Source organism: Enterococcus sp. DIV0574, assembly GCF_051711125.1.
GTDB classification, from domain to species: domain Bacteria; phylum Bacillota; class Bacilli; order Lactobacillales; family Enterococcaceae; genus Enterococcus_D; species Enterococcus_D gallinarum.
The window spans coordinates 2515443-2532030 of record NZ_JBIOMA010000001.1 but is presented as its reverse complement, the minus strand read 5'-3'; the positions used below and the strand labels follow the sequence as shown (position 1 = coordinate 2532030).

Sequence of the window (16588 nt, the reverse complement as noted above, 5' to 3'; positions counted from 1 at the left end):
TAGAAAGGAAGTTTATGGACATGGTCTTATCAGATATTGAAATTGCAAATTCTGTTGTGATGAAGCCGATTGAAGAAATTGCTGAATCAATTGGTATTGCTAAAGAAAATCTGTCTCTTTATGGAAAATATAAAGCAAAGATCAATAATATTGAGTCATTGGATGACAACGAGGATGGCAAGCTCATTCTAGTGACCGCAATTACGCCTACACCTGCTGGAGAAGGAAAGACCACTACTTCAGTAGGTCTCGTCGATGCATTGACAGCCATTGGGAAAAAAGCAGTGATTGCATTACGCGAGCCTTCATTAGGTCCTGTATTTGGTGTGAAAGGTGGTGCTGCTGGTGGTGGACATGCTCAAGTAGTCCCAATGGAGGACATCAACTTACATTTTACCGGTGATTTTCATGCAATTAGTGCCGCCAATAATTTATTAGCGGCACTATTAGATAATCATATTCATCAGGGGAACCTTCTCCAAATTGATTCTCGCAGAATTACTTGGAAACGTGTGGTAGATATGAATGATCGCCAATTGCGTCACATTGTAAATGGTCTTCAAGGACGAGTAAATGGCGTGCCACGTGAGGATGGGTATGACATTACAGTTGCATCAGAAATTATGGCCATTCTATGCTTAGCTAACGATATTGCTGACTTAAAAAATAAGCTGAGAAAAATCATCGTTGCATATAATTACGATGGGGAGCCGGTAACTGCTGGGGATTTGAAAGCAGAAGGGGCAATGGCCGCCCTATTAAAAGAGGCAATTCAGCCAAATATTGTACAGACATTGGAGCATGCCCCTGCTTTTATTCACGGAGGTCCATTTGCAAATATCGCACATGGATGCAACAGCGTATTGGCAACGAAACTTGCGCTAAAGTATGCCGATTATGCAGTGACAGAGGCCGGCTTTGGCGCTGACTTGGGAGCTGAGAAATTTATAGATATCAAATGTCGTTTAGCTAATCTACGACCAGATGCGGTTGTTTTGGTAGCAACGATTCGTGCGTTAAAAATGCACGGTGGCGTGAAGAAAAGCGATTTAGGAATAGAAAATGTCGATGCAGTATTTGCTGGAATACCTAACTTGTCTAAACACTTAGAGAATATTAAAGAAGTATACGGGATGCCAGTTGTTGTAGCTATTAACAAATTTCCAACAGATACAGCTGCAGAATTAGCTGCGGTAGAGAAAGCTTGTAAAGAAATGGACGTTGCAGTTGTTCTATCTGATGTTTGGGGGAAAGGAAGTGCAGGCGGTAAAGAGTTGGCGGAAAAAGTAGTTGCACTAGCAGAAGAGCCAAATCATTTTAGCTATGTCTATGATTTGGATGATTCAATTGAAGAAAAACTAAATAAAATCGTCCAAAAAGTATACGGTGGGGCAGGCGTAGAATTGGCACCAAGTGCGAAAAAAGAATTAAAGGAATTGGAACGTCTTGGATTTGGTAATTATCCAATTTGTATGGCAAAAACTCAATACTCATTTTCAGATGATGCGTCACTACTTGGAGCGCCAAAAGATTTTACTGTGATGATCCGTAATCTCAAAGTATCTGCCGGGGCAGGATTTATTGTTGCGCTGACAGGAGCTGTTATGACGATGCCGGGATTACCAAAATCTCCAGCAGCTGAAAGAATTGATATTGATGAAAAAGGAAATATAACCGGATTATTCTAGCAGTTGAGAGCTATTTTACAAGGAGGTGGAGGGAACTCTCCTTGTAAAATAGCTAACATGAACTGCTTACTAGAATAAAACGTGTAATTGAAAACGTTTTACAATAAAAAAAGAAGAGGTGAAATAGTATGCAAAAAGATGTCGAGGTTTCAGAGATAACGGATATTAAAGACATTGACTCCGCAGAGCTAGCGAAAAATGAGAATGCAAAATTTAGCTTTGGTGGTGCGACGCTATACGGAATCAATGCAGTAATTGGTTCAGGAATTTTTCTTTTGCCCCGAACCATTTACCAAGATTTAGGTCCTGCTTCTCTTGTTGCAATGGTTTTAGATGCGGTCTTGGTTTTGATGTTGGCCGTTTGCTTCGCCGAAGTTGCGGGTTACTTCAATAAGAATGGCGGAGCTTTCCAATATTCGAAAACAGCATTTGGCGATTTTATTGGATTTAATGTTGGTGTTCTGGGGTGGTTTGTGACGATTATTGCGTGGGCTGCAATGGCTGCAGGTTTTGCGAAACTTCTGATCCAAACTTTTCCAGCGTTAGAAGGACAGAATACATTGATTAGCATTTGTTTGGTTATTTTCTTATCTGTGATTAATAGTATGGGGATTAAGACTTCAAAAATTTTTACGATTGTTATTACAATAGCTAAATTGATTCCAATTATTGCCTTCACACTGATTGCAGTTTTTTTCATCAAAAATGGAATCAATCAAGGAAACTTTACACCGTTTCTACAATTGAATCCTGACATGACTTTATCTAAAGCCATGGCCTCAACGTCACTCACTGTCTTTTATGCTTTTATTGGTTTTGAAGCTTTACCTGTAGTAGCTGGAGAAATGCGGAATGCCAAAAAAAATGTGCCAAAAGCGATTATTGGATCCATAAGTATTGTTTCGTTGCTTTATTTTATGATTATTGCGGGAACGATTGCCATGCTTGGAACGGGAATTTTACAAAGCAATGCGCCAGTTCAAGATGCTTTTGTTGAAATGATTGGACCAGCTGGGAAATGGATTATTTCAATCGGGGCCTTGATTTCAATTGCTGGCTTGAATATGGGAGATTCTCTGATGATTCCGCGATATGGAGCTTCAATCGCGGATGAAGGATTGTTACCTAAGGTGATTGCTAAAAAAAATAATAAAAATGCACCTATCGTTGCTATTATTTTTTCTGGTTTACTAACCATAGCTTTTCTACTAAGCGGATCATTTGAACAATTAGCGGAACTGTCCGTAGTCTTTCGTTTCTTCCAGTACATTCCGACTGCATTGGCAGTTATTTGGTTGAGAAAAAAAGACATGGAAAATGTGCCTGCTTTCCGGCTGCCGTTTGGTCCAGTCATTCCAATTATCTCCATAGTTGTTAGTATTTGGATGGTCGCTGCGGCCAATCCGATCAATTTAATAGCTGGAGTTATTGGAGTTATAGTAGCAAGCATTTTGTATCTACTCTTAAACAATAATAAATCGAAGCAAGTAAATTAGAAAACTTGTGGAAACTGATACTTGGAAGGAATTTATTAGAAAAGTGGGGAATAAAACGATGAAAATGTTGATAAAAGAAGAAGCTCAGAATACCATTCCTAGTCAAGAAATGATTATTTTGGATGGTGCTAGCCTAACTTTAGAAGACGTAGTGGCTGTAGCACGCAACCATCGTCAATGTGTAATAGCCGAAAGTGCCAAAGAAGCAGTGAAAGAGTCGCGCAGGATTGTTGATAAAATTGTAGAGGAACGTCGCGTTGTTTATGGAGTCAATACGGGATTTGGTTCTCTTTGTAATGTCAGTATTTCAAAAGAAGACACTGTGCAATTACAAGAAAATTTGATTCGTACTCATTCTGCTGGTTACGGCGAGCCATTTTCGGAAGATATTGTGCGAGCTATTATGCTGATTCGAATTAATTCGTTGATTAAAGGCTATTCTGGTATTCGTTTAAGCACTGTAGAAGCATTGTTAGCGATGTTGAACGTAGGTGTCCATCCCTACATTCCAGAGAAAGGCTCATTAGGAGCATCCGGTGATCTAGCCCCATTAGCTCATATGGTTTTACCATTACTAGGTTTAGGTAAGGCTTATTATAAGGGCACGTTGTATTCTGGGAAAGAAGCAATGGAAAAAGCAGGATTGAAAATGATTCAATTAAGTGCCAAAGAAGGATTAGCTTTTATCAATGGGACAACAGTTTTGAACGCGGTTGGGGCATTGGCAACGTATGATGCTATTCAGTTATTAAAACTTTCAGATGTTGCAGGAGCACTCTCATTGGAAGTTCATGACGGAATTTCTAGTCCTTTTAAAGAAGACCTTCATACGATTCGCCCGCAAAGTGGGCAATTAGCAACCGCTCGTAATATTCGTCGTTTAATTGAAGATAGTAAATATATTACGGAAGCGACACCAGATCATGTTCAAGATCCTTACACATTACGTTGTATGCCGCAAATTCATGGTGCTAGTAAAGATTCGATTGCATATGTAAAAGAAAAAGTAGAAATTGAGATTAATTCAGTTACTGATAATCCAATCATTTCTAGAAATGGTGAAGTGATTTCCGGAGGGAATTTTCATGGAGAACCTTTGGCGCAACCATTTGATTTTTTGGGTATTGCTGCCGCTGAGATTGGCAATGTATCTGAACGAAGAGTAGAACGATTGGTGAATCACCAATTAAGTAATCTGCCTTCGTTCTTGGTGAAACATCCGGGGTTGAACTCTGGTTTTATGATCACACAATATGCATGTGCATCTCTGGTTTCAGAAAATAAAATCTTGGCACACCCAGCTAGTGTAGATTCAATACCATCCTGTGAAAATCAAGAAGACTTTGTTAGCATGGGTACAACTGCTGCCCGAACAGCTCTAGAAATCGTCAAAAATTCTCGGCGGGTCGTTGCAACTGAAATCATGGCGGCTTGCCAAGCACTAGACATCAAAGGATATCAGTCAGGACTTGGCAAAGGCACAAAAGCAGCTTATCTTGCATTTCGTCGACAAGTAAACTTTATTGAGCATGATAAAGACATCGAAATGTATGATGAATTAAACAAAGCAACTACCGTTTTAGAAGATAGAGATTTCTTAAAAGAAATTGAGAAACAAGTGACATTGGATCTGCAGTTTTAAAGGTATGACGTGATTTGTGCCGATTGACCGATATCAGAGGAAGCGATGTCTTCCTTTTATTTTAAGAAAAGGAAAGAGGATTATGTCACGTTTTAAAAGAATAGATATCTGGCAAGAGGTGGTTACAAAATTAACAGTGATTCTTATTTATGCCTTTTTATATTCCTTGGCGCTGAATCTTTTTTGGCAGCCAGGGAATATTTATGCCGGCGGTTTAACTGGGATCGCACAAATCATTGCGACTGGTCTTGCTAAAAGCCATATTGAAGTCCCTATTTCAGTTATATATTATCTCCTGAATGTTCCAATGTTTATGCTTGCATGGTTCAAAATTAATCGCAAGTTTGTCATCTATACGGTTATTTGTGTAACGGTTGCATCATTTGCCATCCACATCGTCCCAAGTACTGAGCTAACTACAGATCCGATTATTTGCGCCATTTTTGGGGGAACAATCAATGGCTTTTCTTTGGGGCTGGCATTAAAATATGGACTTTCAACTGGTGGTATGGATGCGCTCATTCTTACAATCAGACAAATCACCGGTCGAAGTATTGGCGTGATTTCGATTGTTTTGAATGGAGTCATTGTATTGGTAGCCGGTTATTTATTTGGCTGGCCCTATGCTTTTTATAGTGTTTTATCCATTTTTATAAGTGGAAAAGTTACAGATCTAGTGTATGTCAAACATAAAAAAGTTCAGGTGACGATTATTACGCAAAAGCCGAATGAAGTTATCCCAGCTCTGCAAGAAAAATTAAGTCGTGGAATCACAATCATTCCATATGCACTAGGCGCATATAATCAAGAAACTCAAACGATTCTGATTTTGGTTATTACTACTTACGAAATGGAAATTTTGGATCAAATCATGAAAGATGTTGATCAAAAGGCTTTTGTCAGTGTGGCACAAGATATTAAAATTTTGAGTCAATTTGAAGAATTAGATATTGTTTAAGGAAGAAGTGTGGGAACAATCGAGAAGAAAACATATGAAGATTACTTGTCCACAAAGTGGTCTGGAGGACAGACTACAGAACTTTTAGTGGAACCTGATTCAAGTAGCTTAGCTAAACGAGATTTTGATTTCCGTCTCTCAACTGCGACAGTGACTATGAATACCGTGGAATTTTCTGACTTTACTGGTTATCAACGAATCCTTATGTCTTTGGATAATCCAGTTAGATTAGGGCAATTAGGTTCTTGGATTAGCCTAAATGCTTTTGAGCCCCACCATTTCGATGGTAAATTAAAAACAACGTGTCAGGGTGAGTGTCAAGATTTTAATGTTATTTTTAAAGACGATTACGACGTCTTTGTTCAGGCGCTTAAAGGAAATGAGATGCATTTTATTAAACCGCAGACTATTGCTGTCATTTATGCATTGGAGAATCTTTCAATAGTGCTTCTGGGCGATAGGACACAGCGACAAATGTTGCAAAAAAATGAAACGCTGGTTATAAAAGATGAAACATTTATACAAGTGGAATCTAGTTCATCAGAGAAACAGAATCTTTCAAACAACAGGATTGCTGTTTTGACAAAAATAAAAAAACAGAGTAGAAGATAGAGCGTTAAGTGCTATAAGGATGGGATGTTGCCTTTTAGACGAAGAAACAAATTTCACGATTCTATCTTTGCATTCGCTGCATAAATTAATTGTGTAGCAGCTCTATTAAAGGAGATGCTAAGAATGAAGAAAAAAATCGACGCACATATTATCGCAACAATGGGATTACTGATTGGATTAATGGTCGTTTTGTCTCAAGTATTAGGGTTTGAAACCCAGCTGTTGAAAATTACCTTTGATTTTGTTCCAGAAGTGGTTATGGCTAGTTTATTTGGCCCTTGGTGGACAGCAATTGGTGCTTCAATTGCTGATATTATCGGGAATACTCTTTTAGGGAAAGCTCCTTTTTTCATTGGCTTTACACTGAATTCATTCATTGCAGGTTTGCTTTATGGCTACTTTTTTTATAAAAAGCCCATTACAATAAAAAATTCTTTTCTATGTGTTCTTTGCAATACATTAATTATCAGTTTGTGTCTGACACCAATTTGGTTGTCAATGATGTATGCAATTCCTTTGACCGATACGAAACTTTGGGGAATACGTATCGTCAAAGCGGTGATCATGCTACCTGTACAAACAGCCATGATCGTATTCTTTGGTCATGCGATTCCTTTGAAACGCTTCGCTCGTAATGTTTTCTAAACGAACTAACAATTCTATTGGGGATGATAAGAATGTTTAAAACAGGAGATGAAGCAGTACGCTGGATTCATTCGCGCAAAAAATTTGGATCGCGGCCTGGTTTGATACGAGTCAACGAGCTACTGAAGCTGTGCGGTCATCCCGAAAAGAATACTATCGGGATTCACATCGCAGGAACAAATGGAAAAGGTTCGACGGTAACTTACTTGCGTTGTTTATTAGAAATGCAGAAGCTAGCAGTGGGTACATTTACTTCGCCGTACATTGAAAGTTTTTATGAACGTATTTCGATTAATGGGAAAGCAATCTCCGCAGAAGAATTTGTCCAGCTAGCAAATGAATTTCGCCCTCTGGTAGATAGTATGGATGAGGATACACGCTATCAGGGAATAACAGAATTTGAGATATTGACTGCAATGGCCTTTTCTTATTTTCAAAAGCACGCAGACATCGCAATTTTCGAGGCAGGTATCGGGGGGAAATGGGACAGTACGAATGTTTTTATACCAATTTTAACTGCTATTACTACGATTGGATTAGATCATACAGATATATTAGGCGAAACTGAGGAAGAAATTGCCTTGCAAAAAGCTGGCATTATCAAAAAAAACATACCTATTGTTACAGGAAACATTTCGCAAAATGCAGTGAAAATAATTGAAGAAGTCGCTTCTAAAAAAAATGCGCCACTCTCTAAGAAAAATACCTCTTACCAAGTTCACTATGTGAAGCAAAGCCCTGAAAGTCATAGTCCTAAGGATTCTTTAAGTGGAGAAATGTTTCACTTCGAAAATGAAGACTTTCAATTTTTAAATCTTAGAATTCCTTTATGTGGAAAATACCAAGTGGAAAATGCAGCAACTGCCCTTCAACTTTTTTTGCTTTATTGTCAGCAGCAAAACAAAGCAATACAAAAAGAGAGCATACAGAAAGCTTTAGAAAAAGCGCGATGGCCAGGTCGTATGGAGAAAATCAGTTCACAACCGACGATCATTATCGATGGGGCGCATAATCCACATGCCATAAAAGAATTTGTTGATACAGTTACAGAAAAATTTCAACAAGGAAAGAAATATATTTTGTTTTCAGCGTTAACAACCAAAAATAGTAGGAAAATGATCCGACAGATGCAGCAAATCCCTAATAATTGCCTTATAATAACCACATTCGATTACCCGAAAGCGTTGAAAAAAGAAGATCTTGTTCGAGAAAATAGCCAATTTAAATATTATCAAGAGTGGCAACAAGGTATTAAGGAGATTGTTGCTAAAATGGGATCGAAAGATACTCTTTTTATTACTGGTTCATTATATTTTGTATCGCAAGTTCGCACATATTTATTAGATGATAGGAGATGTTTAGAAGGTATCTGAAGGAATAATCTGATCCATTAATCAACGTGTGTGAAGAAACCAGAGAAGCAATATAAGAATAAATATGAAAGAAACAGTAGAATGGTTAGAAATGACATACTTCAGTTTTTCCATCTTTGGAAAGCCTGAAGTATGTCACTTTTTTGCGAATGCTTTTATTTTTTCTAAAAACTATTTAATGAGGAACCCTTTTCTTAATTTCTTAAGAAGTGAAAAAGCATCTTGTGAGAAAAGAAACTTTTCATTATACTTCAAGTAATTGAAAACAAAAGGTGGGTTTTTCCCGTGAAAGAGCATAAAAAAATAGCAGCAATTCGGGTAGCGTTAGCTGTCGGTTTGACACTGATTGTGATTGGGCTAGTCATCTGGTTCATCATTGGCTTTTCTGTAGGACGAGCGGTCAGTTCGAGTGGTTCAAAATCATCAACTGTAGAGACTTCTCAAGCAAACCAATCCGCTAACAAAGAACAACCCGTTACTTATTTTAATCAATTTCTGCCCTTTGAAAGCGAATTTAACTATGATCCGAATACACAAGGATTTAATTTATTTTATGATTTGATGCGCTATTTTTCTTCTGTGAAGGTGCAAGAAGATGTACGGATCGATTCTTACAGTGTGAGTGGTGCAACCTATCAAGATGGGCTGCTGACGGTAAAATTTACTGTGTGGCCCAAGTCGATCAATCGTGAGACAATGACATCTTATTGGGGTAAAGTTTCCGATGACGGTTCTGTGCGGGATATTTGTTGGCAAGTTAAGGTTGCTACGACTGCTCAAGGGGACAAAGCGATCACGAATGTAGATGCGGGAGATCTAAGTGCGATCACCGATAAGAACAATCAAATGACCACCTCAAAGGAAACGAATCAGACGATTGCGTATAAAACAGAAATTGGTAAGAGTCAATTGAAATTAACTTATGATAGCTGGAAACATCAAATCATTCTGCCCTATCCGTTAGATGATTTTTTTGGCGGCGAGTATAGTGGCGACAAACAAGCGCTGATCGCTGGCAGCTATATTTTGACTCCTGAACGGACTGGATTTATTCGAACGGAATATGCTAGTGAGGGCAGTCCAACTCAAAATGTCTATTATACTTATACGGAAAATCAAGGAAATACGTGGAAGAATGTTGCTCTGGCAGAGCAGACAGCAGCTGTACGTTTTCGCAAATTGACATTTGGCCAAGACGGTTTTGGTTACATTTTCTTATCGGGTGGCCGCGTAATGGGGCAGGAAGGTTATCTCTCATATGTGACCCAAGATGGTGGCAAAACTTGGCAGGAAAAGCAAGTGGCTAAGGGAATCAGCCGACTCTTGACGGACGCATGCTACCTCAACGAGAATGTTGGCTTTATGAGTTTCGGCGGAGTAACGCCAACAGAACCAAGCCTCTATGTGACGACAGACGGAGGAAACACATGGCTGGAAGCTGCTTTTGAAATGCCTGATGAATGGAAGAAGGTTTTCGTGGTTGCTGAAGCACCTTATCTAGAAGATGGAAAGTTGAAAGTTATGGTCAATCAAGGTCCCATGGGGGATTACAAAGGTGGTACAGTCAAAGGTGTATTTACCTCAGAAGACAATGGCATGACGTGGACGTATGTCTCTGAAATAGATTCAACGACTGATGAAGGCTAAGCTCGATTAAATTTTGTTTAAAAGTCAGCGACAAAAACTGTAGAAGATCACTATAGATGTTCTCAAAAGAATTGCAAGAAATTTTTTTTGTGATAGACTATGGCTAATCTTGCATTAGTGCGAGTCTAAATAAAATGTAGAGTGAGGGAGTAACGTGGCAACGAACAAGGTGATCCTTACTGGGAAAATTAATGAGATGCCCAGTCGAGAACAACTGGCTTCTGCAGCAGCAAATAATACGTGTGTACGGTTTAATTTAGCAGTCGCTGCACAATGGCAAACAAGCGAACAGTTGCAAACAGAATGGTTTGCTTGTGTTATCAACGGCAAGCAAGCAGAAACTTTTTTGCGGTATACCCAGAAAGGTGCAAGTGTTAAAATCAATGGACATTTGCATATGTGTCCTTTTGAAACCAAGGAAGGACAATCTGTCTATGGTGCCGAAGTTGTAGTAGATAGTTTCCAATTGCTGGAATTGCCGCCAGAATCTCTACAAGAAACCGTCGAATCGATCGCTCAGCCTGCGGTCTCACCTAATCGTCGTCAGGAAGCTTCTGATACGGATACATTGAAAAATCAAGTATTAGAATTTTTGAAGGATGAACATTTTATTTAAGACCTAAAAGGATGTTCCCCATTTCTTCATCTTCTGAACTGGTATCGGACATCCTATTTCAAAAAAAGTGCGGCAAAAAAGAGACGAAAATGACCTTCATAAGCCTGCTCAAACGAGTAATAGTTTGTCGATTATTAAAATAGTAAAGAACAAAGTGTTGAAAAACGAAACTTTTTTGGGAGCAGATTTCTTTGTGGGCGGATTATGAAAAACTTTTTTTTGTGCCAAATAATGGCCTCCTTTGTCTTGACAGACTAAGGATTATCAAGACAAAAGAGAAAAAAGAACAAGAAGAATTCTTTCAGAATGGGAAAAGAATAAAGGGTCTTTTTTTATCATTAAATGATGAAAAGGACTATAAGAAAGTCAATCATTTTAAAAAAAAATTAATAAAAATTCTTGCAAATTCTCATAGTTATCTGTAAAGTGTTACTTGTAGTCAGCAAATAAAAAAAGAAGGAGGGATTACGATGCAAAACGTTACAGCAAAATTCGCAAACAACAAAATAGTAGTTAATCCCTTATTCGGTAATCCGTTAGTACACAGATAGTGTCGATATTTTTTGACGTTATGCTCTGTCCTTTTTCCGAAAGGGCAGAGCTTTTTTGTGTACTTTTTTAGATTGAGAGGGAAGAAAATGAAATATATTTTACAACAATTAACGACGTATTTTAAAGCGCATAAATTGCGTTATGCAATCGTATTTATTTTTATGGTTATTGCCAGTGCGATGTATGTAGCACCGATCTATATTTTGCGCTTATTCATTGATGCACTGATTCAAGATGACTTTACGATGGCAATTTTGATTCGCTATGTCAGCTTGTTTGCCGGTGCGATACTTTTAGGCTATATTGCAGAATTTATTTGGACATTTAATTTATTTATCGGATCATACGATTTGCAAAAGCAATTGCGTCAGCAATTGATGAAGCATTTCTTAAACATGGGGGCTCCCTTTTATCATCGGTTTCGAACGGGAGACTTAATGACTCGTTCTAGTGACGATGTTCAAGTCATGGGAATGACCGTAGGCTATGGGTTGATGGTTTTCTTGAATACGAGTCTCTATTTGAGTTTCATCGTTGCCATGATGGCGATTACAGTCTCTTGGGTATTGACAATCATTGCACTGATTCCTATGCCCCTCTTGGCGTACTACATTTTCAAATGGGGTTCGCAAGTAGATAAAGCTTTTACAGAAGCACAAAACTCTGTTTCAGAGATGAATAGTGAAGTGTTGGAGATCATCGATGGTATCCGAGTGGTACGGGCATTCGGCTTAGAAGCAGCAACGACGCAGCAATTTCAGCAAAAAACAACAGAAACTCGTGAAAAAAACGACATCGTTTCCGAGATTGATTCCCGTTTTGGGCCGCTGATTACAATCATTTTGGCGATTAGTTTTGTGATGAGTTTCGGGATCGGGGCTTTCCTAGTAGCCAATCAACAAATCACTATTGGTGCGATGGTATCTTTCCAAGTCTATCTAACGATGGTGGTTTGGCCGATGATTTCAGCAGGAGATCTGGTAAATGTGATGCAGCAAGGGGCTGCTTCTTGGCGTCGGATCAATGAAGTATTGCAGACTGGCGATCAGCTAGAATCTACAGGACAACAACTTGTACCGATGATCCAAACAATTGAATTCTCTGAGTACAGTTTCAAATATCCGAATACGGAACGATTTGTCTTACAAGACGTTGATCTGACTATTACCAAAGGAGAAGTGTTGGGGATCGTCGGCAAAACAGGTAGTGGTAAGACTTCCTTGCTACGTCAGTTCGGACATCGGTACCCGTATTCAAATCAAATGCCAATGATCAATGGGCAGCCTTTGACTGCTTTTCAGACAGAAGAGATTCGTCGTCACTTTGCGGAAGTTCCGCAAGAACATACGTTGTTTTCACGAACGATTCGCGAAAACCTATTGTTCGGGGATCCAGACGCATCCGAAGAACGCTTATGGCAAGCGTTATCACTCGCATGTTTCGCTGAAGACATCAAACGGATGCCAGAAGGCCTTGAAACATTAGTCGGTGAAAAGGGAGTTTCTTTATCAGGGGGTCAAAAGCAACGTTTGTCGCTAGCACGGGCCTTTCTGCGAAGGAGTGATGTACTGTTGCTGGATGATGCTTTGTCAGCTGTCGATGCAAAGACAGAGCAAACGATCATCGCAAACCTTAAAGCAATGACAGATGCACCGACTTCGATCATCGTGACCCACCGCTTATCCGCCATCACGGACGCCGATCAAGTGATTGTTTTGGAAGATGGGCATGTTATCCAAAGAGGGACCCATCAGGAGCTGATCGCAGTTCCTGGATGGTACCAAGAGCAATATTATCATCAACAGTTAAAGGAGGACGATCAAGATGTTCTCAACGATTAAGCGCCTGCTGTCTTATGTAGGCTATTACAAAAAGCAATTTTTGATCGGTGCAGTATTGCTACTGCTAGGTGCTGCACTGGAATTGACATCACCGCTGATTGCCAAACGATTGATTGACGGCGTCATGACTCCATCGGTTGAGACAGGGAAATTGAATATCCTTTTCTTGATCCAATTATTAGCGGGTTACTTGCTGATCAATTTGATTGGCTCGCTCTTTCGTTATATCAGCTTGCTGCAGCTGCGTAAAATGTCAAATCGCATTGTGAAGAAAATGCGGGACCAGCTTTTTGACCATATGCATCAATTGCCCGTTTCTTATTTTGATCAGATTCCTGCTGGGAAAGTAGTCGCGCGAATCACGAATGACACGGAAGTTTTGCGCTCCAACTTCTATGTGATCGTCATCAGTAATTTGATGAGCAATATCATTCAAATCATTGGGGCTTTCTTGGCACTCTTTTTCCTGAATCATACTCTAGGATTGGCTATGCTTATTCTGATTCCGATTCTGGGTATTTGGCAACATGTCTATACGAAGTATGCTTCCCGTTATAATATTGCCATGCGGGAATATATTTCTCAAATCAGTGGTCAGTTAAATGAATTTGTTCAAGGAATGGCAGTTATTCAGGCCTTTCAGAGAGAAGGCCAACTGCAGAAAGAATTCAATGAAACCGTCGAGAAATGGTTTCAGACAGGTCGAAAGTATCTGTTATTGGATTCGAGTATTGCCTGGGGATTGGGCAATCTTTTGCGGAATTCAACGATCCTGATTCTGATCACGACATTATCGGCATTCTTCTTGGATGGCCAGCTCGCTATCTCCGCAGGTTTGCTTTATGCCTTTATTGATTATATCAATCGACTCTATGACCCAATCGAAGGCCTGGTCCAAACGATCACCAATGTTCAGCAATCGCTAGCTGCTGGCAAACGAGTCTTCGAGTTTGCTGATCAGCCAATTGAAAAACAGCAAGAAGCAGTTATTGCGATCAAAGAAGGAAATGTTTCTTTCAATCAAGTAACCTTTGGATATGATCCAGAGCAAGCTGTTTTACATGAGATTGATTTTCAAGTATCTGCAGGTGAAACAGTCGCATTAGTAGGTCATACAGGATCTGGGAAATCCAGTATCTTGAACTTACTGTTCCGTTTTTATGACCCTCAAGCAGGGACTATCACGATCGATGATCAAGTGATCGAAGCATTCGACCGTCACAGCGTTCGTCGTTCGATGGCGATCGTGATGCAAGATCCCTATCTGTTTACAGGAACGATTGCCAGCAATATCGGTATGAATGATCCGTCAATCACAGAAGAGATGATCCTATCCGCATTAGAACAAGTTGGTGCCGGTTACCTGCTGACGCGTTACCCGAAAGGTATCCATCATCCCGTCGTAGAAAAGGGCAATGAGTTTTCCAGTGGCGAACGTCAATTGATCAGCTTTGCCCGTGCTTTGGTATTTGATCCAAAAATCTTGATTCTAGATGAAGCAACGAGTCACGTTGATACCGAAACGGAGTCAATCATTCAAAAAGCAATGACAGTCTTGCAAAAAGGACGGACCACTTTTATGATCGCTCACCGCTTATCAACGATTAAGCAAGCTGAGCAAATCCTAGTCTTAGATCAAGGTAGAATCGTTGAACGGGGCAATCATGCCAGTCTGGTACAAGCTGGGGGAATCTATCAGCAAATGTACCAAATGCAGTCAGAGCAACTTTGATTCATCAAGGATAAGACTCACTTTTTTAATAAGATAGAAGAAGCGTCAAGCCTAGGAATTTCCTTGTTTGCTTGACGCTTTTTTAGAGCAGTCTTTACTAACCGCTAATCGGTCAATGGCTGGATGTCACTGAGTTTGGCTACGCCGTAGTTGCCCCCTTCTAAAAGTTCGACAGTCGCTGTATTGCTCAGTAAGCGAATGATCTTGATCTTTTGTAAGGTAGGTTGTCCGATTACTTTCGCTAAATAGAATTTACTTGTACAAAGTTCTTCTTTTTTCATAAGCTTCACCTTCTTTTTTAGAGTTATACCATAGAAGTCCTTTTACAAGGAAGGCGTTTCACAAAACATTCAAACTTTTTTCGTAATTTGACAATAGCTGTCTTTATCCTATCCTCTTAAATCAAGACTTACCTGCACAGAAAGAAGGGAAAGAGGAAAAGGACAGCTAACGTTTGTAAAAAGAAAAAATCTGCCGTAGAATGAGAAAAAATAAGCGAAATGAGATGATTGGATGAAAGTTCTTTTAGTGGGACATACCGGAACGTTAGGGAAAATTTTGCTGGCTGGTTTACAAGACAAATCTGTTGAGGTTATCACGGCGAGTCGAAGTGCAGGGGACTACCGGGTGGAGATTGCTGATCCAGAAAGTATTCGGACGCTGTTTGCAGAGATCGGTACTGTAGATGCTATTATTTCCGCAGCGGGTAGTACCGTCTTCAAACCTTTTGCGGAGTTGACACCGGAAGAAAATCAGCGCTCCATTGACAGCAAGCTGCAAGGCCAAGTCAATCTAGTGTTGATCGGACAGCATTATTTAACGGAGGGCGGCAGTATCACGTTGACCTCAGGCATCATTCAAGACGAGTTTATTCCGATGGGTACTTCTTCGGCATTGGTGAATGGCGCAATCGGTGCTTTTGTTGCTTCAGCGGCGTTAGAAATTGGTCGTGGCATTCGTATCAATGCGGTCAGTCCGAATGCGCTGGCAGGCTCTTGGGAGACCTATGCTCCCTCATTCCAAGGCTTTCTGCCTGTCGCGGATGAAAAAGTTTTTGCTGCCTATGAAAAATCAGTTTTTGGTATCATGACAGGACGGACTTTTACTGTTTATTAAAGCCGTCACTCGCTAAAAAAAGCCGTCAGAAGAAGCAAATTCTTCTGGCGGCGTTTTGGTTTACGAAACAGGTTGTGGGTGAATATCAGGCATCGTTTGGAGTAGATAGTTTCTTGCGAAAGTCACATCCGTGATCCAAGGCAAAACATCTGCCTTCGACAACAAAACAGGCATCCGATCATGGATTGGTGCAATCGTTGCATTGGGCTTGGTCGTCAAAATAATGGATTCATCTTCCGAACCGCTGGCAGTAGAATGGTTCCGATAGAAACCAGCAAGGTAGAGGGGCTCCGAGGAGTCAAAGAGAAACTTGTGCTTATCGCTATCCCACTCATAAAAGCCAGACATTGGAAAGGCACAGCGTTTTTCCAGAAATGGCTTCTTGAAAGTACGTTTTTCTTCTACGGTTTCTGCTCGGGCATTGATTAAAAGTTGGCCTTTTTTGAAACCAGTAAAGCCCCAATGGGTTAGGATCGGTACGATTTGCTGCGAGTCATCGGCAATCAGCGTGACGACCTGGTTGGAAGGGAAAACTTCATCAACAGCGATTTTTTTGTTTTGTTCTTTGGCTATCGTGACTAGTTCTTGATAATAATCAGACAGCTCACCTGTCCTTGGATCAAATAAATATCTCCCACACATGGTGTTTCCTCCTTTTTAGCAATGCTGT

Annotated in this window: 15 protein-coding genes and 1 riboswitch; of the genes, 13 read left to right on the top strand and 2 right to left on the bottom strand. The window is 40.0% G+C overall.

What is annotated here, in order from left to right:
* Nucleotides 1-20 precede the first annotated feature (20 nt).
* The 12 genes from IGJ45_RS12245 to IGJ45_RS12190 all read left to right on the top strand — a co-directional run bounded on the left by IGJ45_RS12245 (nt 21) and on the right by IGJ45_RS12190 (nt 14802).
* Nucleotides 21-1688, top strand: coding sequence for a formate--tetrahydrofolate ligase (locus IGJ45_RS12245; protein WP_170081299.1), 1668 nt, complete (start codon nt 21-23; stop codon nt 1686-1688).
* A gap of 128 nt (nt 1689-1816) precedes the next feature.
* The gene (locus IGJ45_RS12240; RefSeq protein ID WP_003125727.1) at nt 1817-3184 is read left to right on the top strand and encodes an APC family permease; all 1368 of its coding nucleotides are present in this window, start codon (nt 1817-1819) and stop codon (nt 3182-3184) included.
* Between the two features lie 109 nt (nt 3185-3293).
* A complete protein-coding gene (gene hutH, locus IGJ45_RS12235; protein ID WP_003125729.1) occupies nt 3294-4826 on the top strand; it encodes a histidine ammonia-lyase in 1533 nt (510 codons plus the stop codon).
* A gap of 82 nt (nt 4827-4908) precedes the next feature.
* Nucleotides 4909-5784, top strand: coding sequence for a YitT family protein (locus tag IGJ45_RS12230; protein ID WP_003125730.1), 876 nt, complete (start codon nt 4909-4911; stop codon nt 5782-5784).
* 9 nt (nt 5785-5793) lie between these two features.
* Entirely contained in the window at nt 5794-6396 is a 603-nt protein-coding gene (locus tag IGJ45_RS12225; protein ID WP_349703627.1) for a HutD/Ves family protein, read from the top strand.
* Nucleotides 6380-6477, top strand: a riboswitch (THF riboswitch). It overlaps the preceding gene by 17 nt.
* A 42-nt stretch (nt 6478-6519) precedes the next feature.
* Complete coding sequence (locus IGJ45_RS12220; protein WP_029486503.1) at nt 6520-7041, top strand: folate family ECF transporter S component; 522 nt, start codon at nt 6520-6522, stop codon at nt 7039-7041.
* A 23-nt stretch (nt 7042-7064) separates the two neighbouring features.
* The gene (locus tag IGJ45_RS12215; protein WP_376715940.1) at nt 7065-8414 is read left to right on the top strand and encodes a bifunctional folylpolyglutamate synthase/dihydrofolate synthase; all 1350 of its coding nucleotides are present in this window, start codon (nt 7065-7067) and stop codon (nt 8412-8414) included.
* Between the two features lie 285 nt (nt 8415-8699).
* Entirely contained in the window at nt 8700-10061 is a 1362-nt protein-coding gene (locus IGJ45_RS12210) for a WD40/YVTN/BNR-like repeat-containing protein (RefSeq protein ID WP_349703625.1), read from the top strand.
* Between the two features lie 154 nt (nt 10062-10215).
* Nucleotides 10216-10677, top strand: a complete 462-nt coding sequence (locus IGJ45_RS12205) for a single-stranded DNA-binding protein (RefSeq protein WP_003125737.1) — start codon at nt 10216-10218, stop codon at nt 10675-10677.
* 191 nt (nt 10678-10868) lie between these two features.
* Nucleotides 10869-11102, top strand: coding sequence for a hypothetical protein (locus IGJ45_RS12200; protein ID WP_311810638.1), 234 nt, complete (start codon nt 10869-10871; stop codon nt 11100-11102).
* 213 nt (nt 11103-11315) lie between these two features.
* On the top strand, nt 11316-13070 hold the full coding sequence (locus IGJ45_RS12195) for an ABC transporter ATP-binding protein (protein WP_081131566.1): 1755 nt from the start codon (nt 11316-11318) through the stop codon (nt 13068-13070).
* On the top strand, nt 13054-14802 hold the full coding sequence (locus IGJ45_RS12190; protein WP_347083150.1) for an ABC transporter ATP-binding protein: 1749 nt from the start codon (nt 13054-13056) through the stop codon (nt 14800-14802). Before IGJ45_RS12195 ends, IGJ45_RS12190 begins: the two co-directional genes overlap by 17 nt.
* 104 nt (nt 14803-14906) lie before the next feature.
* Here IGJ45_RS12190 and IGJ45_RS12185 read toward each other — a convergent pair whose 3' ends face one another.
* Nucleotides 14907-15083 carry a hypothetical protein gene (locus IGJ45_RS12185; protein ID WP_167757172.1) on the bottom strand — a complete coding sequence of 59 codons (177 nt, stop codon included), beginning with the start codon at nt 15081-15083 and terminating at the stop codon, nt 14907-14909.
* Between the two features lie 232 nt (nt 15084-15315).
* On the opposite strand from IGJ45_RS12185, the gene IGJ45_RS12180 reads away from it, so the two are divergent.
* Nucleotides 15316-15918 carry a short chain dehydrogenase gene (locus IGJ45_RS12180; RefSeq protein WP_060814500.1) on the top strand — a complete coding sequence of 201 codons (603 nt, stop codon included), beginning with the start codon at nt 15316-15318 and terminating at the stop codon, nt 15916-15918.
* A 60-nt stretch (nt 15919-15978) separates the two neighbouring features.
* On the opposite strand, the gene IGJ45_RS12175 is transcribed toward IGJ45_RS12180, so the two are convergent.
* On the bottom strand, nt 15979-16560 hold the full coding sequence (locus IGJ45_RS12175) for an SOS response-associated peptidase (protein ID WP_103301012.1): 582 nt from the start codon (nt 16558-16560) through the stop codon (nt 15979-15981).
* Nucleotides 16561-16588 lie beyond the last annotated feature (28 nt).

What these genes read in the sequence shown, in the direction of transcription:
- IGJ45_RS12245 (WP_170081299.1), top strand. Translation starts at nt 21, where the DNA reads ATGGTCTTATCAGATATTGAAATTGCAAATTCTGTTGTGATGAAGCCG.
- IGJ45_RS12240 (WP_003125727.1), top strand. Translation starts at nt 1,817, where the DNA reads ATGCAAAAAGATGTCGAGGTTTCAGAGATAACGGATATTAAAGACATT.
- hutH (WP_003125729.1), top strand. Translation starts at nt 3,294, where the DNA reads ATGATTATTTTGGATGGTGCTAGCCTAACTTTAGAAGACGTAGTGGCT.
- IGJ45_RS12230 (WP_003125730.1), top strand. Translation starts at nt 4,909, where the DNA reads ATGTCACGTTTTAAAAGAATAGATATCTGGCAAGAGGTGGTTACAAAA.
- IGJ45_RS12220 (WP_029486503.1), top strand. Translation starts at nt 6,520, where the DNA reads ATGAAGAAAAAAATCGACGCACATATTATCGCAACAATGGGATTACTG.
- IGJ45_RS12215 (WP_376715940.1), top strand. Translation starts at nt 7,065, where the DNA reads ATGATAAGAATGTTTAAAACAGGAGATGAAGCAGTACGCTGGATTCAT.
- IGJ45_RS12195 (WP_081131566.1), top strand. Translation starts at nt 11,316, where the DNA reads ATGAAATATATTTTACAACAATTAACGACGTATTTTAAAGCGCATAAA.
- IGJ45_RS12190 (WP_347083150.1), top strand. Translation starts at nt 13,054, where the DNA reads ATGTTCTCAACGATTAAGCGCCTGCTGTCTTATGTAGGCTATTACAAA.
- IGJ45_RS12185 (WP_167757172.1), bottom strand. Translation starts at nt 15,083, where the DNA reads ATGAAAAAAGAAGAACTTTGTACAAGTAAATTCTATTTAGCGAAAGTA.
- IGJ45_RS12180 (WP_060814500.1), top strand. Translation starts at nt 15,316, where the DNA reads ATGAAAGTTCTTTTAGTGGGACATACCGGAACGTTAGGGAAAATTTTG.
- IGJ45_RS12175 (WP_103301012.1), bottom strand. Translation starts at nt 16,560, where the DNA reads ATGTGTGGGAGATATTTATTTGATCCAAGGACAGGTGAGCTGTCTGAT.